The organism is Shinella zoogloeoides, from assembly GCF_003574625.1.
Taxonomy (GTDB): domain Bacteria; phylum Pseudomonadota; class Alphaproteobacteria; order Rhizobiales; family Rhizobiaceae; genus Shinella; species Shinella zoogloeoides_A.
In genome coordinates, this window is the sequence record NZ_QNUJ01000015.1 from 1 (window position 1) to 20,704 (window position 20,704).

A 20,704-nucleotide genomic window follows, 5' to 3' on the forward strand; every position below is an offset into this window, starting at 1 on the left:
GAGCGCGGCCAGCGGTTCGGCGAGATTGTTGCCGAGGCTGGCATCGTCGGCGAGCAGGACCTTGGAGACGCCCGAGAGCTTGGCGGCCGCATCGGCCGCAGCCTTGGCACCCGAGCCGGTGACGAGCACATGCACGTCGGAGCCGATCTTGCTCGCTGCCGTCAGCGCCTTGGCGGTCTGGTCGGAAAGGGTGGCGTTGTCGTGATCTGCCAGAAGAAGAATGGCCATGGTTGTATCTCCCTTTCCTGCTTACAGCACGCCGGCTTCGGTCTTGAGCTTTTCGACCAGCTCGGCGACCGTCTTGACCTTGACGCCCGCCTTGCGGCCGGACGGCTCCTCGGTCTTCAGCACCTTCAGGCGCGGGCTCGTATCGACGCCGAAATCGGCCGGAGCCTTCTTGTCGAGCGGCTTCTTCTTCGCCTTCATGATGTTCGGCAGCGAGGCATAACGCGGCTCGTTGAGGCGAAGGTCGGTGGTGACCACCGCCGGAAGCTTGACCTCGATGGTCTGCAGACCGCCGTCGACTTCGCGCGTTACCTGGGCCGAGCCGGAACCGATCTCCACCTTGGAGGCGAACGTCGCCTGAGCCCAGCCGAGCAGGGCCGAGAGCATCTGGCCGGTCTGGTTCGAATCGTCGTCGATCGCCTGCTTGCCGACGATGATCAGGCCGGGCTGTTCTGCCTCGGCAACACCCTTCAGAATCTTGGCAACCGCCAGCGGCTCGACGGCGTCGTCCGTCTCGACCAGCACGGCGCGGTCGGCGCCCATGGCGAGCGCGGTGCGCAGCGTCTCTTCGGCCTTCGCAGGGCCGATCGACACGACCACCACTTCCTCCGCCTTGCCGGCTTCCTTCAGACGCAGCGCCTCCTCGACCGAGATCTCGTCGAACGGGTTCATCGACATCTTCACATTGGCAAGCTCGACACCCGAGCCATCAGACTTCACACGGATCTTTACGTTGTAGTCAACAACACGCTTGACTGGGACCAGGATCTTCATGGCTTCCTTCCTTCAAATGCCCACGAGGGAAAATGCGCCTTTCAGAGGCGACCTGATTGCCGGTTGGCGACATCGATACGCGTTTTTTCCCCAATTACAATGCATCATCCGCCCTCCCAGGTGAAAACGGAAGGCTTATAAATTACCTTTACGTTCACGTCAATTTTCGCTGTATGTCGCCATCATCGACCCCAATGGCGCGGCGGCGCCGGGGTGGGGACCGGCGCCGCCTCGGCGGGAACCGGCCCCGCCTCCACATGCCTGACGGCCCTCGGCGTCACGATGGTCCGGTCGAACAGCGGCACGCCGCGCCGGCGCAGGACGAGCACGAGAACCGCCCCCGCCAGGATGCCGCCGACATGCGCGCCCCAGGAGACGCCGCTGTCGCCGTCGGCCAGCAGCATGTAGAATTGCTGGGCGATCCAGAAGGCAAGCGGGATGACCGCCGGCAGCGGCAACGGGATGCGGAAGAACACCAGAACCCAGACCCGCACCTTCGGATGCAGCAGGAAATAGGCCGCGACCACGCCCGAGATCGCCCCCGACGCGCCGATCAGCGGCGCTTCCGAATCCGGTTGCACCAGCCCGTGCACCAGGGCGCCCGCCGCCGCGCAGAGAAGGTAGAAGACGAGGAAGCGGAAATGCCCCAGTGCATCCTCGACATTGTCGCCGAACACCCAGAGGAACAGCATGTTCGAGGCGAGATGCATGAAGTCGCCATGCAGGAAGGCATAGGTGATGTAGGTCGCGTCCTCCGGCACCAGGACGAGCCCCGGCTCCAGATCGGCGAAGTCGAAGACGACCGCGGGAATATAGCCGAGCCCCACCACCGCGGCATCGGAAAAGGCCTGCGTGGAGGCAAGGCCCGTCACCAGCCAGATGGCGACATTCGCCACGATCAGGCCGATCGTGACATATTGCACCTTGATGTATTTCAGGGCGTTCGCGTCATGCAGCGGTATGAACATGGATCCCCTTCCGGCCCGCGGCCCCTTGCGCGATTTTCGACGCGCTCGCAGGACCCTGCCGGAGAGCTTACCTGTTCTGCCCCGGCACCCACAATATGTCCGCGCGCCCCTTGTCGTTCACCCAGCGCGCCGCGACGAAGAGGAAATCGGAAAGCCGGTTGATATAGGCGACCGCCGCCGCCGACACGGTCTCGCCTTCGCTATCCTGCAGCGCGACGATGCGGCGCTCGGCCCGGCGCGCGACGGTGCGCGCAAGATGCAGCGCCGCCGCCGCGGGCGTGCCGCCCGGCAGCACGAAGGAGCGCAGCGGCTCGAGATCGGCGTTGAGCGCATCGATCTCCTTTTCCAGCCGGTCCACCTGCGCCTGCGCGATGCGCAGCGGCTCGTAGTCTAGCTTCCTGCCGGTCTCGGGGGTGGCAAGATCCGCGCCGAGGTCGAAGAGGTCGTTCTGGACGCGCATCAGCATCCGGTCGAGCGCCGGGAAATCGGCAAGATGCTGGCGGGCGAGGCCGATAACGGAATTGGCCTCGTCCACCTCGCCGTAGGATTCCACGCGCAGGTCGTGCTTCTTGCGGCGCGGGCCAACGACGAGGCCCGTCGTGCCGTTGTCGCCCGTGCGGGTATAGATCTTGTTGAGCTTGACCATCAGCCGCGCCCGCCGCCGGTGATCCACAAGGTCAGCATGATGAGGATGATGGCGATCGCCTGCAGCAGCACGCGCGCCTGCATCAGCTTGTTCGAGGTGTTGCCGCTGCCGCCTCTGGCCATGTTGACGAGACCGCGCACAAGCACGATGGCGACGAGGCCCATGACGAGCATGGTCAGGAAGGTGAGGAAGGAAGACATGCCAACGATCCGGTTTGATTTCTGTCAGCCCTATTCAAATAGGGCATTTCGCGCAAAGTGCACGCATTTTGCGGCGTGAAGCCTGCGACGCCGCGCCGCGTCAGCCGAGCCGCCCGATGATACGGTAGAAGAGCGCCGCCGGCAGCAGCTTCTTGAGAAGAACGCCCTGCCGCGCCGGCGATGTCACGACATAGTGCGGCCGGGGCGACCTTGCCGTCAGCGCATGGCGCAGCACCGCATGCACCGCCTCCGGCCCGAGCTTGCCGCGTGCCGGCTTCGCCTCCCCGCGCAGCCGCCGCAACTGCCGGCGATATTCCTCCGCATGCACCGAATTCTCCAGATCGATGGCCTTCTCGATCTGCACCAGCGCATTGGCGGTGAAGCGCGAGGCTATGGGCCCCGGCTCGATGAGGCTGACATGGATGCCCGAGCCGGCAAGCTCCATGCGCAGCGTCAGCGACAGGCCCTCCAGCGCGAATTTCGAGGCATTGTAGGCGCCGCGCCAGCGATAGGGCACGATGCCGAGGATCGACGAGCATTGTACGATGCGCCCGTGCCCCTGCCGGCGCATCACCGGGATCACCCGCCGCGTCAGGTCGTGCCAGCCGAAGACATTCGTCTCGAACTGCGCGCGCAGCGCCTCGACCGGGAGGTCCTCCACCGCGCCGGCCTGGCCATAGGCCCCGTTGTTGAAGAGCGCATCGAGCCGGCCGCCGGTGCGCGCCAGCACGGTCTCCACCAGGGCGGCGATGGTCTCGGGCCTGGTATAGTCCATGAGCAGCGCCTCGATGCCGTCCGCCGCGAGCCCCGCAAGGTCCTCCTCCCGCCGCACCGTCGCGAAGACGCGCCAGCCCTCGGCCTTCAGCGCGCGGGCGCAATGGGCGCCGATGCCGGAGGAACAACCCGTGACGATGATGCTCGGCGGCACGGACGCATTCTCAGAAGACATGGCGGTTTCCTGTACAAATCCGCGCCGGTTTCCCATATTCACCGCCAGGCCCCGCGCCGCTTTCGCGACGCAAGGCGGCCTTCGAATGGTAAATCCGCGCGTAACCTTTAAACAAAAGCCGATGTAAGGGGTTATGACCGGAGAGACAATGAATGAGGCGGCCGTGCGGCCGCAAGGGACTGGGATACGCCGATGCCGACCGCCATCCGTTGCGCCTACAAGGTCATTTTCGATGCGATCTGGCATTTTTCCGAGGACGACGGCTGGGCCATGGCGAGCCATGTGGCGCTTTCCACCTTGCTCGCCGTCTTTCCCTTCCTGATCTTCGGCACCGCGCTCGGCTCTTTCCTCGGCGCCGACCAGTTCGCCGAGACCGCCGTCCACCTCATCTTCGATACCTGGCCGGAATCGATCGCCGCGCCGATCTCCCGCGAGGTCGTCGCGGTGCTGACCATCCCACGCGGCGGGCTGCTGACCGTCTCCGTGCTCGCCGCCGCCTATTTCGCCTCCAACGGGGTGGAGGCGTTGCGTATTTCCCTCAACCGCGCCTATCGCGTGGCCGAAACGCGCTACTGGTACATGACGCGCCTTGCCAGCCTCGGCTTCGTCATCGCGGGCGTGCTGGCGCTTGCCGTCATCAGCATCGTACTCGTCGCCGCGCCCCTTGCGGTGCGCGCCACCGGCGACTGGCTGCCCTGGCTTTCCTATGTCTATTCCTGGGTGGAAAGCTGGGGGCTCGTCGGCACCGTGCTGGTGCTGCTGATCGGCCTGCTGATCGCCCATCTCTGGCTTCCCGCCGGCCGGCGCAGGATCGCCGACGTGCTGCCCGGCATCCTGCTGACGCTGCTCTTCTGGGCGGTCGGCGCCTATGCCTTCGCTTCCTACCTCACCGCCTTCGCCAACTATGTATCGACCTATGCGGGCCTCGCCTCGATCATGATCGCGCTGGTCTTCCTCTACATGATCGGAGCGATCTTCATCATGGGCGCCGAGATCAACGCCGCGCTGCTGAAATACCGCGTCAAGCACCTGATCCTCGACCGCATCCGCGGCGTCAGGAAAACGCAGCAAGCCGACGAGGAATCAATGGAGGACGAAGCCATAGCCCGCGAGCAGGGCGCGAATGCCGGCCGGTGAGACGCCCTTGTCGCGATAGGCGGCGATCCCCGTATCCTGATTGCTCTTGGAGAGTTTTCGCCCGTCCGGGCCCGGCACCAGTCCGTGATGGGTATAGCACGGCGCGGGCAGGCCGAGCAGGCATTGCAGCAGACGGTGGACGGCCGTCGCATGGAAGAGGTCCTGCCCGCGCACGACATCGGTGACGCCCTGCGCCGCATCGTCGAGCACGACGGCCAGATGGTAGCTTGCCGGCGCATCCGGCCGCGAGAGGATGACGTCGCCCCAGCGCTCCGGAAGGGCCGCGACCGTCCCCGTCTCGCCCTCCGGCCCCTCGCCGCTCTCCGACCAGTCCAGCGCCGCCGGCGCGAGCGCCCGGGCCCGCTCCATGTCGAGCCGCCAGGCGTGCTGCCGGCCTTCCGCGATGAGGGCGAGCGCCTTCGCCCGATCGAGCCCGCGCTCCTCCGCCGGATAGAGCGGCGCGCCGTCCGGATCGCGCGGCCAGACGCCGCCCGCCGCCTCATGCGCCTCGACGCGCGCCTTCACCTCGCCCCGGCTGAGGAAGCCGGGATAGAGCACGCCCATCGCCTTCAGCCGCTCCAGCGCCTCGGCATAGAAGGCGAGATGCTCCGACTGTCGCCGCACCGGCCTTTCCCAATCGAGCCCGAGCCAGGCGAGGTCGCGATAGATCGCCGCCTCGAATTCGGGCCGCGAGCGCGCCGGATCGATGTCCTCGATGCGCAGCAGGAAGCGCCCGCCGCAGGCCGCGGCAAGGTCATGGTTGAGGATCGCCGACAATGCGTGGCCGAGATGCAGCAGGCCGTTGGGGCTCGGCGCGAAACGGAAAACGCGATTTTTTGACAAAGGGCTTTGCATGAGGTCTTCTGGCATGAAGAGGCGTGTCGCGCCATCACCGCGCAAGGACCGCTTGGAACCATGCAACTGCACATGATCAGAACGGAGGCGGATGTCGCCGCGGGGCTCGTCGACCTCGCGCTGCTCGACGCGCGCCTTTTCACCGTCATCGACAAGGCCGGCCCGGTGCCGCTGCGCCGGCTTGCACCGGGTTACCGCGGCCTTGCCGGCATCATCGTGGCGCAGATGGTCTCGCGGGCGAGCGCCGATGCGATCTGGCGGCGGCTGGAAGAGAAGGCCGGCGACATCACGCCCCACCACATGCTCGGCCTTTCCGACGAGGCTTGCCGCGCCGTCGGCCTGTCGCGCGCCAAGGCGGACACCCTGCGCAGGGCGGCCGAGGCGGTCGACCGCGGCGACCTCGATCTCGACGCCGTCTGCACGATGGAGGCGGTGGCCGCGACGCGCAAGCTCACCGCCATCAAGGGCATCGGCCGCTGGACGGCGGATGTCTATCTGCTCTTCTGCGGCGGGCATCCGGACATCTTCCCCTCGGGCGACATCGCCCTTCAGAACGCCGTCGCCCATGCGCTCGGCCTTGCCGTCCGCCCGAGCCCGCAGGAGCTCGACCGGATCGCGGAAAGCTGGTCGCCCTGGCGCGGCGTCTCGGCCCGGCTTTTCTGGGCCTATTACGCGCGGGAAATGCGCCGCGAAGTGGCGCCGGTGCTGGAGGGCTGAGCCCTCAAAATACCTTGTTTTCGCTTTTTCTTTCTTGCTTCACAATGCTGTAACAACAGGCCTAATATAGAAAGGCAGATGCCGAATCGCGCGAGGAGACGCCCTTGACGATTTCTGTTTCACCACAGGCCCTGCCAGCCCTTGTATTGAATGCTGACTACAGGCCGCTGAGTTATTATCCCTTGTCGCTGTGGTCCTGGCAGGACGCGATCAAGGCCGTGTTTCTTGACCGCGTAAACATCATCGCCGAATACGAACATTCGGTCTCCTCTCCCAGCTTCACGATGCGCCTGCCGAGCGTCGTGTGCCTGAAAACCTACGTGCAGCCGTCACGCCATCCGGCCTTCACCCGGTTCAACGTGTTCCTGCGCGACAAGTTCGAATGCCAGTACTGCGGGTCGCCGGACGACCTGACCTTCGACCATGTCATCCCCCGCGCCCATGGCGGCGAGACGACGTGGCACAACGTGGTCGCGGCCTGCTCCCCGTGCAATTTGAGAAAAGGCAGCAAGCTGCCGAAACAGGCGGGCATGCACCCGCATCAGAAGCCCTACCACCCCACGGTTCAGGATCTGCACAACAACGGGCGACTGTTTCCACCCAACTATCTGCATGAAAGCTGGATGGACTATCTCTACTGGGACGTCGAACTGCAACCCTGAGGCCTGCCGCGCGGGAGCGCTTTCGCGCAGCTGCGGCATGCATTCGAGATCAGGTTGCGGGCATCAAGCTTTCGCCGACCGCGCGCCGGAAAAGGCGATCGCGGCGAGGATCAGGCTTGCGATCACGTTCCAGCCGGCGAACGACAGGCCGAGCAGGCGGAAGGACGCTTCCGTGCAGGACGGGCCGTGCTTGGCATTGAGGTCGGAGAGGAGGTCACCGGCATTCTGCGTAACGCCCTGCGCGGAGGTGGCGCAGGTCGCAGGTCCCTCCCAGAAGCCCCATTCCACGCCCGCGTGATAGACGCCCATGCCGGCACCGACGAGCATCATGATGCCCGCGACGGCGAGCAGCAGCCGCGTCAGCCAGGCCGGACCGCCGAAGAGGGCGGAAAGCAGAGCCGCGACGGCCACCGGAATGCCGTAGTAATAGGGATCGCGCTGGAGAAGGCAGAGCGCACAGGGAATATAGCCGCCGATATGCTCGAAGGCGAGCGCCCCGCCCACGGTCGCGGCCATGCCGAGCGAAAGGAGGCCTGCGGATGTCTTGCGGGAAAGGGATACGGTCATCGGGCTCGTCCAGAAAGACCGGCGGACATGCCGGCGAAACGGCGCCGAGTTCTATCAGGTGGGCCGGCTTTGTAAATGCACCGCACGCATAAGTGATCGCACCCGCCCGCCGTTTTGCCGGTTGCCGCCCGCAGGCGCTTCGTGTAAACGCGGTTGCTGCAAGTGCCGTGCCCCATTGGCGGAACTGGTAGACGCGCTCGACTCAAAATCGAGTTCCGAAAGGAGTGCTGGTTCGATTCCGGCATGGGGCACCATATTTCTTAGAAAGACGCAATAATTTCAAGAAGATAGCACTCTGACTGAGGGCGCCATCCCCTTTTTATCCCCCATTGACAATGTGCTACCTGCGCACTTTGTCGAAGCCGCGCACTTCCCTACAAGGGAGTGACGAACCATCGAGCAACCCGCGTCGACTCACCGTATTTCCAATATCCATTCTGGAATACGGACATGAATCAAACGCTTTAGCAGCTAGCAACTTGTCCGATCAGAAGCCTATTACATCTGTCCGAGTTCAACTGAAAAAACCAAAATCAGAGAAGGCCCTTCGCGCTGAACGTGTCCGGGAGTGGGAGCTCCGCGAGGGCCGATCCTTTGAAGACACCGTTGCTCACATGATCGCCATTACTCTGGCGTGTTTTGGGGAAAACCCTAAGCATTTTTCTCGTGAGATCGAACGAGCACAAAGAAATTTTGAGTTTTTCTTAAACCAAATTCAAATGGGCATGAGCGACAGCCTGCATGAATGTATAGATCGAGAACTTGGATATTCAGATTCAATACGAAAAATTGATGCCGAAGAATGGAAAGAATCCTATAATATTATTATGGAAATAGATAAATTACTTGATAGAATTCCAAAAAAGAAACTAGCAATTATCTCCAATCATCTTGAGAATTACGGCTATGCCAATCTCACAAAGATCGTTCGCCCATCGATCAGAAGAAGCAGAATAATGTCACTAAACCGGAAGAGGCGTTATGAACTGCGCGGAAGCAAACGAACGCCAGTATCCACATTGGCATTGGCACTATTCGACAATTTAGAATGGCGACTGAATTGTAATCTTGCACGCTCTTTTGCTATAGCGCCATCGAAGGAGGAGCTTAAGCGCCATCCGGAGCGCAAATCCGTCCGCGATTTTGTCGGCCTCGACGCAAAACTTATTTTTCGGGTAGTGTGCACCGTAAAACCCAATGCAGTGATAGATACCGTTCAAAGCGCGCTAAAGGCCATGCCCTCTCAAAAGTCCGAGAAATAACGCCAATTTGACGTTTTTTTGCCGATCCAGATGTTGTGGCATCAGGCCCATTTTTGTTGTGAATAGGGGGTCCCAGCAACAAAGGGACACACTATGACACAGGCATCAATGAAACTCTCCGACTGCTGCGCGTGCGGCAGATCGTCAAGCCGGACGGCATGCTTCCCATTTGCCGTTCCACTTTCTACCAAATGGTGAATCGTGGCCTTATTTCCGAGGGCATTCGCCTCGGTGCACGTACCCGTGTTTGGCGGGCTTCCGAAATCGCTAACCTGATCAATGGCCTCGAAAGCAAGGCAGGTGGCGATGTCTAAGCTGAAGCTGAACCTTCGCGGGACTTTCACGTCCCGCCCCTTCGTGAAGGCTGCCGGAATGCGTCCGTGCGGAGGCCAGAACGATGGCTAAGAAATCGGATAATCCGAAAACTAACGAGGCTGCATTGTCCACTGTCGAAGCCATAAACATGCTTCGCGCCGACTACGCAGCCGCAGATAAGGCACACCGCAAGCGTGTGCGAGCAAACATCTGTGAAGCGTACGAACTGGGTTTGCAACTCAAGAAGAGCCCGCGCATGCCCGCCGGAGCCTCGACTGAGGTGAGCGTTACGGCAATGGCGCCACCGGTACTCGGACAGGAGTATGCCCCGATACCGTTTAAGGCAGCCACGGCCCAGGAATTGTTTGCTCAGTTGGTGTTCCAACCGGAAGAGCCGATTGTTATGCTCTTCATGGTGTTTGGCCGAGGACAAGCGGGCGTTTTCCCTCACCAAGCGACCTTTCGGTTCAAGGGAAACGAACCTGACTGGATCGTACCAGCCACATCACCGTCTGCATATCCGGCGCTCAGCCGGGCCTTTCTGGAATGTCGCACTGAGCTAAACAAGTTCGGACACCGCATCTTTAGCTCCGTTGAAAGCAGCGCGACGTCCCCGTTCGCCATGGACCAAAACACATCGACTAACCTAAACGCCGCGATGCCTTTAGGAACAGAGCATGGAGCGGCCGACGAGAAATCGGACGACACAGAGCTCTCAGCCGGGAGTACCACATCAGGCCGCTGGGCCTTCACGCACCACGAGGAAGACTGGGGTAACGTGTGCGTCGTCGAGGTGAAGAGGGATAATCTCCAGATCGGTTTCATGGCCACACCCGGCTTGGAAAAGATCGCCTATATCGAGGGCCTGGATGTCCAATCTGCGAATGCAGTTTGGCAGGTAGACGCCAACAAGGCGTATCCCCTCAGAGGCGAACGCAGCGACTATTTCGGCTTCCTTGCATTTGATGTTCCTTCGCCGAATTTTATCGAAGAGGTGATGCAAGGTACCACGCTCAACATCTCGGTGATCGGCAAGGCCAAGTATGCGATCGACGTTTCTTCCGCTCGTAAGGCGTTTACGCAGTTCGTTGATTGTCATTCGAAGGGTGGGGCAACGGCAAAAGCCGGGGCGGCCGCGTCTGCCGCAGCGTGTTTGGATGTTCGCGACCAAGCTCAGCTGGTTTTCTCCGGTCGGTTGACGCAAAGCGTATTTCCAGGGCCGCCAAACTACGAATCCATCGACGCCGGCGACAAGGCCGAGACCGCTTTTCTGTTGGGCTTGACCCAGCCTATCTGTGCTTCCGGAGACGAGTTTCTTTCCTCAAATGAGGAGATCAGCACGATACACGTCTATTCGGACGACCCGCAGACCGCTGTCGAGCTGGAGCGGCTGGCTGATCAAGAGGTGCGTATCGTTGGGTCCGAAGCTTTTGGCTCGCATACTGGACACCATCGAGCACGGCTGGTGGTCCACGTCAGGTCCGCAGAACCAATCCAACTCAACCGATGAATGAAGTGCTGGGTACCGTGCTTGGTCCAGACCAGCACAAGTCTACGCAGTGGCTCCAGAAACGAGTGAATGCTGGCTTTGTTCTGAGGAGCCATGCTCACGCCACTGCTGGAGGCGTGGAAGCGATACAGCCCTCCCTAGCGCGATGTAGATTCCGCGAAGGGTGAGTTGACTCCACCGCAAAACAGAACATATTAGGAACAAACCGGCGATGCCTGCCGCTCACTTTAATCCGACTTTCCCCCCGACTGTGGTATCTCACAGGAGAGTAACGACGTGCGCCCGCTCGAAAGACAATATGAGAACCCAAGCGAGATCGACAATACGCTGGCATGGCATAATGGTGACGCCCGCGCTGCTATAGCCACACTTCTTGCCGATTGCGCTTATCTACGTTGGCAACTCGACCTAGCGAAGCGGGCTATGAGCCATGGTTTCAGCAGAGGTTGGCACCCCAAGCTATTGCGCGATTGAATGTGGTAATCTCTGGCGCCGGACGGTGAGACTCTAATGTCCCACTTGGCAAACGCAGGTGCTACCTTCGGCAATCGCCCTCAGTGGTGTAGGCGGCCTCCGCACGTGCTTTGATGCGTGGGATACGGTAACAAGGGACAACAACAGGTGGATCGTTAGGAAAATGCCGCGATGACGCTTTTCTACGCTGTATCCGCTCCAGGAATCATATCGGCGATCCTCGCTTTATCTCGTCCCACAATATGAGCGATGCTCCTTGCTGGCAGCATGAATATTGCGGCGGCCATCTTGGCATGGAGTGTCTATTTCACCGCTGAATAATTCCTCGCGATGTCATCTCTTTACCGTTTACGAATATACAACTCATGCTACAGTCGCCTTGGGATGAAGAGGACGCTGGGATGCAAAAATCAAACGACAACGCCGACAGCGCACTCTGGCTGAAAATGCGAGAAACAGCCGAGCGAATGATGAGGGCCGGAAAACCTGCTGCTGAAGCAAAAGAGGCCTTAATCGAGATCATACAGGACCACCTTGATCCCGCCGCGAAGCCTTTGGGCTTGTCGTCTCCACACCCTGCAAAAACCAACCATTAACAATCAACAATTGTCAGGGCGGCAATCCTAACGCAACGTAAGCTGCTCAACGGAGGCTGGCTTCATGCCCCATCGCACCAAGAAGGACGCCCAAGTGAGGCTTGATCTCGGCGTGGCCCGAGTTAGCGCTCTCGAAGGGGATACCCCCCGTGAATCGCTCGAAGCGCTCAAGACGCATCTTGAGAATGTCGATGCGCTTGAGCGCTCAGAAAAGCTTGCGGCAAACGATGAATCTGCCGGCCTCGCCCGCAAGAAAACCTGCGAGTAGATAGGTAACCGCATTATCGGCCACGGTGCTTTTGAGTCTGCTTCACACCGGTCTGCAGATCAAGGACGTGGGTTCGCGCCATGTCGAGAAGGTGAGCGAGAAACCAGTCAACCTCCGCTGCCTGACTGTGCATGTCCTTCAAAAGCGATGCCTGGAAGGCAAACACTTCCAATGCAGTAGGCGCCGCACGTTCTCGTGGCTGGCCCCCGGCCCTTACCTGTTTAAGTCTGGGCATCTCATTCATTTTTTCCTCCTCGGAATAGCGAGATCCGACAACTTTAACGGTACAGAAGACCTAACAGTCATCAATTCCGATTAATGAAGGATGAAATATTGCACGCATAGGGATTGTAATAACGCGCGACACAATTATCGTATACAGATACGTCAAAGTTTCGTTAACAATATGAGGATGCGAGCAAGCTTACCCGGACTTAGAACTTAAAAGTCACACCAATCCGAAGGTCACTTGTCCGAAGATTGATCCTGCTCTCCTCCGCAGGAAAACCCCGGATGTCATATCGCGCCTCACCGAAGTCAGCATATCGGTAGATCAGCGAAAATCAGAGGAATTTACGCATGTCTGATACGATGGTTGCCAAGTTATCTGCTGAAATTAGTGCCCGAATGATTGATGAGCCTGCACTACCTATTGAATACGCCTCCAGCAGCAGTCTGGAAACATTGATTGCCGACTTTGTAGAACAAGGCGTTGCAGAAAGGGGATACCTAACATCCGGCGACCTGAAACGGGTAGCGTTCGTGAAAAACGGTGAGAAACTCTCGAATAAGACGAAAAATGCTCTGGCTTCCAATACGGAAGAAGCTGTTCGTCAATTCACAAAAATGGCTCTTAGTGCAAGTAATCCAGAGTTTGCCGTTCGAATTCTACTAGGACTTGATGGTGTACGCCTTCCAACCGCCTCTTGCATACTCGCGTGGACGCTGCCTCATAAGTGGCCGGTGATTGATGTGCGATCATGGAGAAGTATCGCACGGCTAAGCCATGGACAGGTGGAGGAAAAGATGATCGGTGGCCTGAAGGTAAGGCATTGGATTGCTTACAATAAAATTGTTCAGTCAGTGGCCATTATTACTAATCGGACACCGCAAGAAATTGATGTCTGGCTTTATTCATATGATAAGAAGACCAAGAAAGCAAATAGGAAAGGAATATAGAACTGGAGATTTCTTACGAGAGGGTATTTAGAATCCTTCGTGCGACCTTTTTCCCCATGGGTACTTTCGGTCTGACGACCTCTAAACGTCGCTCATCTCTGCAGATAATCTTTTTAAACAACTTTCGCCATCTCCGAAGGACCTAAAGGGGATGGGAATTTGTCCATAAGGATATACCTTGTCGAACATCGGAGCTGTTCGAAATTAATGGGTCTATATGGCTCGAAGATTGCAATCGGACGGCGTCACGTGGAATTTCCGGTTACTCTGTGGGCACTCAAAATCCGATACACCTGCATACGCGAGCACGAAGCGCGCTCTGCGATTGCCGTGACACCCAAACCATGACAGTCTAGGTCACGGATTAGCGTGTAATCAATACGCTGACGACCGCCTTTGTAGACGCCCGCAGACTTGGCTCGCTCAATCCCCTCCTTTTGCCGCTCCTTTATGAAGCGGCGCTCCATTTGGGCGACCATGCCAAGGACCGTCAGAATGATGTGCCCCATCTCCCCTCGGGTGGACACATGAGGATCGAGCACCGTCACGAATGCGCCTCGCTCCTGACACTCGTGCACGATGCTCAGAACGTCGCGCGTGTCGCGGCCAAGGCGATCCAAGCGTGTTACGACCAGCTCGTCTCCATGGTGAAGGAATTCTAAGACTGTCGAGAGCTCGTTACGGCCTTCGCGGCTTGCGCCCGACATTTTTTCTGACCGAATGATTTCGCAGCCCTCGGCCCGAAGCCGGTCAAGCTGCCCTTCTAAATCCTGATCGCCTGTGCTGACGCGTGCGTAGCCAATTCGAGCCATGTGTGTAACTTCGACCTTTAGGCCCGAGGCTACCCTGTCACAAATAGCCGACGTCAACCCAGATGTGACGGCGGCGGGTGTAACGCCGAAGCGGTCACGCGAGGGTATACCTTGTTGCTAGCCATCAAGGGCTTTTGGTACTCGCATTCCGCTCCATTAAGTTTTCCTTGTGCAAATAAATAAGTCTCCTCACCCGATTAGGTGAGGCGTCGCGGAAAAATACAACTTCTATTTGGATACCCAGGTTGAAAACGGTACCGATAGGAGCAGGGATGTATTCTTACCGTAAAATCGCGCTACTCAGCTGTTTTGTAGCGCCACTGGCATTAGTGGGATGTGGAGGCGGATCTGGCGGACCCGGCGCAAAAACGCTTGATTTCCAATCGTTCTCCGCGATTTCCACGAATCCGAAGAATCGTACCAAGTTCGAGGGGAATGGACTTGAGACGACCAATCAGGGAGATGAAGATCTGAGCACTCAGACTTCGTCGCCGGTAACGGCTTATGTTACTGTGGACGGGAACCGGGAAATTACGTCTGTATCCTTGAAGACCGCTAATGATCCCCAGGAAAGCGTTTGGAACGCAAACAACTCGACGGCCGATTATTCGACTGATGGGAAGTTGTTAATTGCCACAACCAACAACGGAAAGCGCACCGTCGTCGTTGGGTCACCGGACGATAACGGGTTCGAATACCAGACTTATGGTGCCTGGGTGGACACTAACTTTTCGCCGGATGCCCATATGGGCGGCTTCAGCGTTGGCAAGGAAACGACCCAAGCGGAGTTGGATGCTCTTAACCTCAGCTCGACTGAAACCTTCACAGGTACTGCTGGCGGCATTTACTACGATGGCACCAACTATGACGTGATGAGTGCCGACGCCCAGCTGAATGTTAATTTTGCTACCGCAAAGGCAGATTTCACGACGTCGAGCTCCAAGCTTGAGAATGGCGGTTCAAACAACGGTTTGAATATGTCTGCCACTGGCATGGACGTCGTGGGACGCTCCTTCTCCGGAACTGTCGGTACCACGGGGGGAATGTCGGGCACAGTTGATGGCCGCTTCTACGGTTCGGGAGCCGAAGAAGTCGGCGGTGCTTTTGTTCTGAATGATGGTTCCCCAGGTGGCGCGGTGCTGACGGGCGGTTACGGCGCCAAGCGATAATGAAGTACACGAGCACCATTTCGGCGCTCTTGCTTACCTGTGTGGCGGCGAACGCATTTGCCGCCACACAGGCGGAAGTAGATGTCGAATTCAAACGAGCGATGTTCGAGGCCTCGAAAGGGCATAGCGCGAGCGCCATTAAGCGTCTCAACCACCTCAAAAATCAAACAAATGCCCCGCGCATCCGGCTTGAGTTGGCGCGCCTTCTCATGCGATCAGGCGCATACTCTGAAGCACTCGACATTTTTCGGCAGATTTATCTGGAGCCGGAAACGCCCCAGATTGTGAAGCGGAATATCCTGCCCTTCATCGAGGAGGCGGAACTGCGCGTGCTGCGTATTCGTTACGGCGCGCGAATGGCTACCGACAGCAACCCGTCAAAGGTGGGCGAAGGTGGGACAGTCTATTTCAATGGCATCCCGTTGGAGTATCAACCGCCGGCCCAGAAGAAGGTCTCGTATGGGATCGAGCCGTGGTTCTCCGCCGAGAAGCTTTGGAACAACGGCTATCTGACGAAATTCAACGCTTCGGCACGGCTTTTCAAGGAGGACACGCTCAGAAGTGGCACGGTTCAGGTTGCCGTGGCCAAGCAGGTCCCCGCGGTGCCCGGCCTTTTCCTGCAGGCCGCGTTGGAGAGCGAAGTCGTTAAGGACGGCTCCTATGTCCTGCCGAACGTGGAGAACTGGAAGCGCTTCCGGCTATCGGATCGTGCCGGCGTCGGACTGGGTGGTCAGGTTGGCTACATGTTTTCTGAGAACAAGGACGTGTCCGGACCGTTTTATCGTGGCTATGTCTTTGGGGACTGGACCTTCAGCCCCAATGCGACGGTCTTCAGCCGGCTCTCGGCCGAAACGCTCGACAGCCGAAACGACTTCTACCACTATTTCTCTACCAAGGCGGAGGTCGGTTTCAACATCGACATCGCTAGCGTGCAGCTTGTGCCAAAGATAAGTTGGAAACAAACCAGTTTCACGCAAACAAACCCGCTCTGGGGCGCCAAGCGCAAGGATGTGACGGTTCGCCCGGAGCTTACGCTTTCGAGTGAGGTTGTCGAATGGAACGGTATCCGGCCCGAGGTGAGTGTCTTTTATGAATGGCGCGAGAGCAATATCGATATCTATAAATACGATCAGATTGGTGGATATGTAAATTTTAAGAAATTATTTTGATTATTTAAGAAATATATGAAATATTTCTTGGGGAGTGCGGAGAAGGCTCTCTAGTACGTCGTTTATTGCTAAATTTACTCGCTTCAGCGATCGGCAAGCACTAGAAGAAAATATCGGGGAAGGGCATGAATCCGCGGGATTCTACCGGTGTGATTGACGCCATTTATGAAGCAGCATTGATCCCCGAAAAATGGGAGGATGCCGTCACAGCGCTGAGTAGAAACGCCGGCACGCTTGGTGGTGTAATCTTCACACAGTCTGGACCGGACACGAAATTCATTACTAATCCGAATTCAGCGGCTTACTTCCAGCGTTTTGTGGACGAAGGGTGGGACAGATTTAATACCCGGCGGGAACGTGCCGACCGGCTAAATCACAGTGGCTTTCTCACGGACCTCGACGTCTTTGAAACACATGAGCTTGCGGCGGAGCCGCTCTATCGAGATTTTCTTTATCCAATGGGATTGGGATGGTCAGTTGGCACGCACTTGATGACGGCGGATGGTGACGCGCTGGCAGTAAGTCTGGACGGAGCATACGTTGACGGACCGGTCCCTCGAGAAGTAGTCGTTTGGCTTGACGGCATCCGCCCTCACCTTGCTCGTGCGCTGAGTATGACCGCAAGGCTGAAGACTACAGCGGCCATTCAGGTTGCAGAGGGCTTGGGTGCCTTTGGGTTGCCCAGTTGCGTGATCAATTTCCAAGGGAGAATGCTGGCAGCAAATGGTCTTATGCACCCGCTTGTCCCTTCCCTTATTCTTGATCGGCGTGACCGTGTGATGCTTCGCCATCCCGAGAGTGATCAGTTACTGGTGAGAGCATTGAAATCGCTCTCCGAATCGCTGGCGGAAAGGCAAGTCATGTCGATCCCGGTTCCGGCCAACGAGGAGCAGGATGCGTGTGTTGTTCACGTTATTCCCGTGCGAAACAATGGGCGCGATCTGATCCCCGGAGGCCTCTGCATTCTCGCGGTTAGTATTGTTTCGTCATTAGCCGTACCGGATTCGTCGCTGCTTCGCGGCCTGTTTGACCTAACCCCGGGCGAAGCGAGGGTCGCCCGCCACGTCGCAAATGGGGTCGCACCAAAAGATATCGATGAACTCGTCGGAACTAGCGCAAATACCGTCAAGACGCATCTCAAGGCCATCTATGCGAAAACCGGTACGCATCATTACGGCGCGCTTGTGCGCCTGCTTTCCGGTACCTTGATGCTTTCTTCTTAGGTCACTGCATGTTCCGAAAATGTTTCGCTCCTTGCGGACATCTGGATTGGCTTTGACTCGAATGTCCGCGTTTGGCGAAATAGAAACACCATAGTTTCGACTAGGATAAGGTCGGTTACTGAACGGCAGCTACTTGCCGGGCCGATCTGAAGCCAGAAGGTCTGGATAAGGCCCCATTGCCGTCCGTCGTGCCCCTGACGAACGGTGGGTTTTCGGGTGCCACCCGAAGCCTGTGAAAGATGACAATGGGGTCCGGCGATCTATGATCGTGGTCTCAGCGCTCGGTCGCCTCAAACTCTTGCCAATGCCGAACCATCCGCGATCATCGAACCATATAAGGAAAATCAGGGCAATTGTTTCATAGCGGCCCGCAGGATATCGTTGATGCGATCCTGCCATCCAGGCCCGTCCGCCTGAAAATGCGCCAGCACGTCGCTATCGATTTTCAGCGATACAAGTTCCTTGGCGTTCGGAATAGCTGGACGCTCGACTGCCGGGGCCGTCGCTTTCTTCGTAGGCTTGAACAAAGCCTCGGCGGCGTCCTTTGGATTGGCCGGTCTTCGGGAAGTTGATGCCATTATTGATTCCTTTGGTAGCTATCCAGTTGTGCCTCTTTCCCTACGGCATGTCGAGCAGCGCTCGTGTCTCCTCGCCAAGCCAAACTATCGACCTTCCGTCACGGGTCGGTATATTTATTGCCGATTCCTTTGACAGGAGGCTTCATGCCGTCTGAACTCCGTTCATCCCGGCTTGCCGTTCTCGTCGACGCGGACAATGCCTCCGCGAAGATTGCAGATGATCTGTTCGAGGAAATTGCCAAGATCGGCGGGGAGCAGAATTTATGTGTTCGGAAAGCAGGTCGGTGCTGGCCGAGTTCTCCAGTTGTTAGGCGGCCTGCGGCAACTCCCATTTGTCCTGATCATCATTCATAGAATGCCGTCAACGCCTCATCGCCATCCACAAGACATGGCGCGCGCCACTGTTCCTGTTGCTGGCGCGCACGCTCACCTCGTCCGTGGCAAACCCGACCTCGCGCAATCGACGTGTGAACGCCCGATCCGGCGCAGAGGACCAAACTGCCAACACACCGTTTGGGCGCAGTGCAGACTTGGCGGCTCTAAGACCGTCATGGCTATATAGACCATCGTTGGAAGCGCGCGTCAGCCCATCGGGGCCGTTGTCGACATCAAGCAGGATCGCATCATACGCGGCCTTCCTCGATCGGATGAGGGCACCGACGTCACCGAGATGAATATCGACGCGTGGATCGTCGAGCGTGCCGTTATGGAGTTCCGCCAAAGGTCCACGACCCCATTCGACCACGACCGGGACGAGTTCGGCGACAACCACGTGGGCATCTTGCGGCAGCGCGGCCAAAGCGGCCCGCAACGTAAATCCCATGCCCAGACCGCCAATGAGCATGCTTGGGTTCTTCCGGCCAACGATGCGCTCGCAGCTCAAGGTCGCCAACGCCTCTTCCGAACCGCTCAGCCGGCTGTTCATGAGCTCTGTCGAGCCGAGCATGATAGAGAATTCGCTACCGCGCTGTTTCAGGCGGAGATCACCAGCTTCGCCGGGAATGGTCGCGCGATCAAGTTGGATCCAGGGAAGCATCGGGGTATCTCGTTACATTGTTCGATGGCCTCGTACCATGGCAGCCGTCCCGACGACATCCCATCTCGATGAATCAAGGAACCACCACAGATCCTTGGCGCGGCTTAGTTACGTGAGCTGCCCATAGCTCCAAAAGGCTTCTCCGCTGCTCAAGATGGTCGGTGCGCCGGTATGCGCGTTCCACCTTGCCGCCCACGGTATGCCCCAATGTCGCCTCCGCAACCTCATAAGGTGTATTCGTCGCCTCGGCGATCCAGCCACGCAGGCTGGAACGAAAGCCGTGCGGGCGAGCCGCCATCTCACGGCGCTCCATCAACCGCGCCATGGTGGCATCCGAAATTACGCCCTTCCTGATGCTTGGAAAAAGATAGCCGTCGCGAGCGAGGGGCTTCGCCTGCTCGATGAGCGATAGCGCTTCCGGTACGAGCGGGACACGAAAATCGGGCGTTTTGTCTTTGCGCCCCTTCTGCTTTTCACCGGGGATCGTCCAAACATCGCCCTCGATTTGCTCAAGTCGAAGGTAGCGCAGGGGCGCTGAGCGAACTCCCGTCAGGATCAAAAGCCGCAAGGCTAGGTGTGTCGTCGTGCCGTCGGAGAGGGAGGCATAGAAAGCCGGAACGTCTGCCCAAGGAAGCGCCGGGATGTTCTCCGCCTTATGCCTCTGCTGCCCCAGCAGCGCCCTCGCCTTCTCGGTCGCCTGCAGATCCACCTCATGCCCCAAAGCGGCTGCATGACGCAGACAGATGGCAAGGCGGTTCAGAGCCTTTCGTGCCGTCTCGGCCTTCGAATGCCAAATCGGCAACAGAGTATCGCGGATATCGATCTGGTCGATCTCTCCAACGGCCTTCTTCCCGAGTTTCGGCAGAATGTGGATTTCCAGCGGACTGAACCAGCGGCCGGATTTCCCATCGTTCTTGAGTTCGGCCTTGCGGCTCTCGAAGGCGTCCTTGGCGACATCCTTCAGCAAGTGAAGACGCTTTTCAGCCTGCCGGCGCTCTCGCTCGCGTTCGTTGATCGGATCGAGGCCTTTGGCAACGGCAGAACGCCATTTGTCCGCGGCCTCTCGAGCGTCCTTCAAAGACACGTCCTGAACGGAGCCCAGCCCCATTTCCCGGCGTCGGCTATGCATCGTATAACGGAAGACCCACTGGCCCGGCCCCTCATCTCGCTTGTAAAGCCAGAGACCGCCGCCATCAGATAGTTTACCGGGACCGGCATTCTTTACGGCAAGCGCTGAAAGCTTGTTCAATGCCCTCGTCAATTGGTCCCCCTTTTGATCCCCCTTTCGCTTTTCGCTTCAGGTGAACAAAGGCATACTACAATGGACGCGACTTCACAAGTAAACGTAGGAAAATCAGCCGATCAACGCCATTATTGAGCAAAATTGTACCTAGCCGGGCAAGCATTCAATAC

At 58.4% G+C, this 20,704-nt stretch carries 24 protein-coding genes, 1 tRNA gene and 2 pseudogenes; 14 read left to right on the forward strand and 13 right to left on the reverse strand.

Going from position 1 to position 20,704, the window contains the following annotated elements:
• From DSD28_RS23850 to DSD28_RS23875, 6 genes and pseudogenes are all read right to left on the reverse strand, one after another.
• Window positions 1-228: pseudogene (locus tag DSD28_RS23850) on the reverse strand (electron transfer flavoprotein subunit alpha/FixB family protein); the annotation flags it as partial.
• Between the two features lie 21 nt (window positions 229-249).
• Window positions 250-999: an electron transfer flavoprotein subunit beta/FixA family protein gene (locus DSD28_RS23855; RefSeq protein WP_119258931.1), complete on the reverse strand. Its 750-nt coding sequence runs from the start codon at window positions 997-999 to the stop codon at window positions 250-252.
• A 182-nt stretch (window positions 1,000-1,181) separates the two neighbouring features.
• Window positions 1,182-1,967: a rhomboid family intramembrane serine protease gene (locus DSD28_RS23860; RefSeq protein ID WP_119258932.1), complete on the reverse strand. Its 786-nt coding sequence runs from the start codon at window positions 1,965-1,967 to the stop codon at window positions 1,182-1,184.
• Window positions 1,968-2,034: 67 nt separating this feature from the next.
• On the reverse strand, window positions 2,035-2,613 hold the full coding sequence (locus DSD28_RS23865; protein ID WP_119258933.1) for a cob(I)yrinic acid a,c-diamide adenosyltransferase: 579 nt from the start codon (window positions 2,611-2,613) through the stop codon (window positions 2,035-2,037).
• On the reverse strand, window positions 2,613-2,813 hold the full coding sequence (locus DSD28_RS23870; protein WP_119258934.1) for a twin transmembrane helix small protein: 201 nt from the start codon (window positions 2,811-2,813) through the stop codon (window positions 2,613-2,615). Before DSD28_RS23870 ends, DSD28_RS23865 begins: the two co-directional genes overlap by 1 nt.
• Window positions 2,814-2,913: 100 nt before the next feature.
• Window positions 2,914-3,762: an SDR family oxidoreductase gene (locus DSD28_RS23875; RefSeq protein WP_162911538.1), complete on the reverse strand. Its 849-nt coding sequence runs from the start codon at window positions 3,760-3,762 to the stop codon at window positions 2,914-2,916.
• 192 nt (window positions 3,763-3,954) lie between these two features.
• On the opposite strand from DSD28_RS23875, the gene DSD28_RS23880 reads away from it, so the two are divergent.
• Window positions 3,955-4,899, forward strand: coding sequence for a YihY/virulence factor BrkB family protein (locus DSD28_RS23880; RefSeq protein ID WP_119258935.1), 945 nt, complete (start codon window positions 3,955-3,957; stop codon window positions 4,897-4,899).
• On the opposite strand, the gene gluQRS is transcribed toward DSD28_RS23880, so the two are convergent.
• Window positions 4,846-5,769, reverse strand: coding sequence for a tRNA glutamyl-Q(34) synthetase GluQRS (gluQRS, locus tag DSD28_RS23885; RefSeq protein ID WP_162911539.1), 924 nt, complete (start codon window positions 5,767-5,769; stop codon window positions 4,846-4,848). The genes DSD28_RS23880 and gluQRS overlap by 54 nt on opposite strands.
• Window positions 5,770-5,820: 51 nt before the next feature.
• Between gluQRS and DSD28_RS23890 the strand changes: the two genes are divergently transcribed.
• Window positions 5,821-6,471, forward strand: coding sequence for a DNA-3-methyladenine glycosylase family protein (locus tag DSD28_RS23890; protein WP_119259041.1), 651 nt, complete (start codon window positions 5,821-5,823; stop codon window positions 6,469-6,471).
• A 104-nt stretch (window positions 6,472-6,575) separates the two neighbouring features.
• Window positions 6,576-7,133: an HNH endonuclease gene (locus DSD28_RS23895; protein ID WP_119258937.1), complete on the forward strand. Its 558-nt coding sequence runs from the start codon at window positions 6,576-6,578 to the stop codon at window positions 7,131-7,133.
• Window positions 7,134-7,196: 63 nt separating this feature from the next.
• On the opposite strand, the gene DSD28_RS23900 is transcribed toward DSD28_RS23895, so the two are convergent.
• Complete coding sequence (locus tag DSD28_RS23900) at window positions 7,197-7,700, reverse strand: disulfide bond formation protein B (protein ID WP_119258938.1); 504 nt, start codon at window positions 7,698-7,700, stop codon at window positions 7,197-7,199.
• Between the two features lie 169 nt (window positions 7,701-7,869).
• Between DSD28_RS23900 and DSD28_RS23905 the strand changes: the two genes are divergently transcribed.
• The 6 genes from DSD28_RS23905 to DSD28_RS23925 all read left to right on the forward strand — a co-directional run bounded on the left by DSD28_RS23905 (window position 7,870) and on the right by DSD28_RS23925 (window position 12,125).
• Window positions 7,870-7,954, forward strand: a tRNA-Leu gene (locus DSD28_RS23905).
• A gap of 225 nt (window positions 7,955-8,179) precedes the next feature.
• A complete protein-coding gene (locus DSD28_RS26105; RefSeq protein WP_162911540.1) occupies window positions 8,180-8,962 on the forward strand; it encodes a hypothetical protein in 783 nt (260 codons plus the stop codon).
• A 131-nt stretch (window positions 8,963-9,093) separates the two neighbouring features.
• Window positions 9,094-9,276 (forward strand): hypothetical protein, encoded by a 183-nt coding sequence (locus DSD28_RS26520; RefSeq protein WP_119258939.1) that lies wholly within the window; start codon window positions 9,094-9,096, stop codon window positions 9,274-9,276.
• 83 nt (window positions 9,277-9,359) lie between these two features.
• Window positions 9,360-10,787 (forward strand): hypothetical protein, encoded by a 1,428-nt coding sequence (locus tag DSD28_RS23915; protein WP_119258940.1) that lies wholly within the window; start codon window positions 9,360-9,362, stop codon window positions 10,785-10,787.
• An 875-nt stretch (window positions 10,788-11,662) separates the two neighbouring features.
• Window positions 11,663-11,857, forward strand: a complete 195-nt coding sequence (locus DSD28_RS26110) for a hypothetical protein (RefSeq protein WP_162911541.1) — start codon at window positions 11,663-11,665, stop codon at window positions 11,855-11,857.
• A 64-nt stretch (window positions 11,858-11,921) separates the two neighbouring features.
• Window positions 11,922-12,125, forward strand: coding sequence for a hypothetical protein (locus tag DSD28_RS23925; RefSeq protein WP_119258942.1), 204 nt, complete (start codon window positions 11,922-11,924; stop codon window positions 12,123-12,125).
• A 13-nt stretch (window positions 12,126-12,138) separates the two neighbouring features.
• On the opposite strand, the gene DSD28_RS23930 is transcribed toward DSD28_RS23925, so the two are convergent.
• A complete protein-coding gene (locus tag DSD28_RS23930) occupies window positions 12,139-12,369 on the reverse strand; it encodes a hypothetical protein (protein WP_119258943.1) in 231 nt (76 codons plus the stop codon).
• 335 nt (window positions 12,370-12,704) lie between these two features.
• Here DSD28_RS23930 and DSD28_RS26115 point away from each other — a divergent pair, with 335 nt between their 5' ends.
• The gene (locus tag DSD28_RS26115; protein ID WP_162911542.1) at window positions 12,705-13,304 is read left to right on the forward strand and encodes a hypothetical protein; all 600 of its coding nucleotides are present in this window, start codon (window positions 12,705-12,707) and stop codon (window positions 13,302-13,304) included.
• A 245-nt stretch (window positions 13,305-13,549) separates the two neighbouring features.
• Here the strand turns inward: DSD28_RS26115 and DSD28_RS23935 are convergent, their stop codons facing one another.
• On the reverse strand, window positions 13,550-14,116 hold the full coding sequence (locus DSD28_RS23935) for a recombinase family protein (protein WP_119258944.1): 567 nt from the start codon (window positions 14,114-14,116) through the stop codon (window positions 13,550-13,552).
• Between the two features lie 272 nt (window positions 14,117-14,388).
• On the opposite strand from DSD28_RS23935, the gene DSD28_RS23940 reads away from it, so the two are divergent.
• The 3 genes from DSD28_RS23940 to DSD28_RS23950 all read left to right on the forward strand — a co-directional run bounded on the left by DSD28_RS23940 (window position 14,389) and on the right by DSD28_RS23950 (window position 17,677).
• Entirely contained in the window at window positions 14,389-15,285 is an 897-nt protein-coding gene (locus DSD28_RS23940) for a transferrin-binding protein-like solute binding protein (RefSeq protein ID WP_162911543.1), read from the forward strand.
• On the forward strand, window positions 15,285-16,454 hold the full coding sequence (locus DSD28_RS23945) for a tetratricopeptide repeat protein (RefSeq protein ID WP_119258946.1): 1,170 nt from the start codon (window positions 15,285-15,287) through the stop codon (window positions 16,452-16,454). The genes DSD28_RS23940 and DSD28_RS23945 overlap by 1 nt, the downstream gene beginning before the upstream one ends.
• Before the next feature lie 125 nt (window positions 16,455-16,579).
• On the forward strand, window positions 16,580-17,677 hold the full coding sequence (locus DSD28_RS23950; RefSeq protein WP_119258947.1) for a helix-turn-helix transcriptional regulator: 1,098 nt from the start codon (window positions 16,580-16,582) through the stop codon (window positions 17,675-17,677).
• A 344-nt stretch (window positions 17,678-18,021) separates the two neighbouring features.
• Here the strand turns inward: DSD28_RS23950 and DSD28_RS23955 are convergent, their stop codons facing one another.
• Window positions 18,022-18,255 carry a BrnA antitoxin family protein gene (locus tag DSD28_RS23955; protein WP_119258948.1) on the reverse strand — a complete coding sequence of 78 codons (234 nt, stop codon included), beginning with the start codon at window positions 18,253-18,255 and terminating at the stop codon, window positions 18,022-18,024.
• Window positions 18,256-18,399: 144 nt separating this feature from the next.
• Between DSD28_RS23955 and DSD28_RS26330 the strand changes: the two are divergent.
• Window positions 18,400-18,504: pseudogene (locus tag DSD28_RS26330) on the forward strand (NYN domain-containing protein); the annotation flags it as partial.
• Between the two features lie 112 nt (window positions 18,505-18,616).
• Here DSD28_RS26330 and DSD28_RS23965 read toward each other — a convergent pair.
• Together DSD28_RS23965 and DSD28_RS23970 are read right to left on the reverse strand one after the other, a co-directional pair.
• Entirely contained in the window at window positions 18,617-19,291 is a 675-nt protein-coding gene (locus tag DSD28_RS23965) for a spermidine synthase (RefSeq protein ID WP_119258949.1), read from the reverse strand.
• Window positions 19,292-19,364: 73 nt separating this feature from the next.
• Window positions 19,365-20,552 (reverse strand): tyrosine-type recombinase/integrase, encoded by a 1,188-nt coding sequence (locus DSD28_RS23970; protein ID WP_119258950.1) that lies wholly within the window; start codon window positions 20,550-20,552, stop codon window positions 19,365-19,367.
• Between the last annotated feature and the right edge of the window lie 152 nt (window positions 20,553-20,704).

Coding starts and splice junctions, on each gene's coding strand:
- DSD28_RS23900 (WP_119258938.1), bottom strand. CDS start 7,700: ATGACCGTATCCCTTTCCCGCAAGACATCCGCAGGCCTCCTTTCGCTC.
- DSD28_RS23950 (WP_119258947.1), top strand. CDS start 16,580: ATGAATCCGCGGGATTCTACCGGTGTGATTGACGCCATTTATGAAGCA.
- DSD28_RS23965 (WP_119258949.1), bottom strand. CDS start 19,291: ATGCTTCCCTGGATCCAACTTGATCGCGCGACCATTCCCGGCGAAGCT.
- DSD28_RS23935 (WP_119258944.1), bottom strand. CDS start 14,116: ATGGCTCGAATTGGCTACGCACGCGTCAGCACAGGCGATCAGGATTTA.
- DSD28_RS23925 (WP_119258942.1), top strand. CDS start 11,922: ATGCCCCATCGCACCAAGAAGGACGCCCAAGTGAGGCTTGATCTCGGC.
- DSD28_RS23855 (WP_119258931.1), bottom strand. CDS start 999: ATGAAGATCCTGGTCCCAGTCAAGCGTGTTGTTGACTACAACGTAAAG.
- DSD28_RS26110 (WP_162911541.1), top strand. CDS start 11,663: ATGCAAAAATCAAACGACAACGCCGACAGCGCACTCTGGCTGAAAATG.
- DSD28_RS23860 (WP_119258932.1), bottom strand. CDS start 1,967: ATGTTCATACCGCTGCATGACGCGAACGCCCTGAAATACATCAAGGTG.
- gluQRS (WP_162911539.1), bottom strand. CDS start 5,769: ATGCCAGAAGACCTCATGCAAAGCCCTTTGTCAAAAAATCGCGTTTTC.
- DSD28_RS23880 (WP_119258935.1), top strand. CDS start 3,955: ATGCCGACCGCCATCCGTTGCGCCTACAAGGTCATTTTCGATGCGATC.
- DSD28_RS23865 (WP_119258933.1), bottom strand. CDS start 2,613: ATGGTCAAGCTCAACAAGATCTATACCCGCACGGGCGACAACGGCACG.
- DSD28_RS23915 (WP_119258940.1), top strand. CDS start 9,360: ATGGCTAAGAAATCGGATAATCCGAAAACTAACGAGGCTGCATTGTCC.
- DSD28_RS23955 (WP_119258948.1), bottom strand. CDS start 18,255: ATGGCATCAACTTCCCGAAGACCGGCCAATCCAAAGGACGCCGCCGAG.
- DSD28_RS23940 (WP_162911543.1), top strand. CDS start 14,389: ATGTATTCTTACCGTAAAATCGCGCTACTCAGCTGTTTTGTAGCGCCA.
- DSD28_RS23870 (WP_119258934.1), bottom strand. CDS start 2,813: ATGTCTTCCTTCCTCACCTTCCTGACCATGCTCGTCATGGGCCTCGTC.
- DSD28_RS26115 (WP_162911542.1), top strand. CDS start 12,705: ATGTCTGATACGATGGTTGCCAAGTTATCTGCTGAAATTAGTGCCCGA.
- DSD28_RS23945 (WP_119258946.1), top strand. CDS start 15,285: ATGAAGTACACGAGCACCATTTCGGCGCTCTTGCTTACCTGTGTGGCG.
- DSD28_RS23930 (WP_119258943.1), bottom strand. CDS start 12,369: ATGAATGAGATGCCCAGACTTAAACAGGTAAGGGCCGGGGGCCAGCCA.
- DSD28_RS23875 (WP_162911538.1), bottom strand. CDS start 3,762: ATGTCTTCTGAGAATGCGTCCGTGCCGCCGAGCATCATCGTCACGGGT.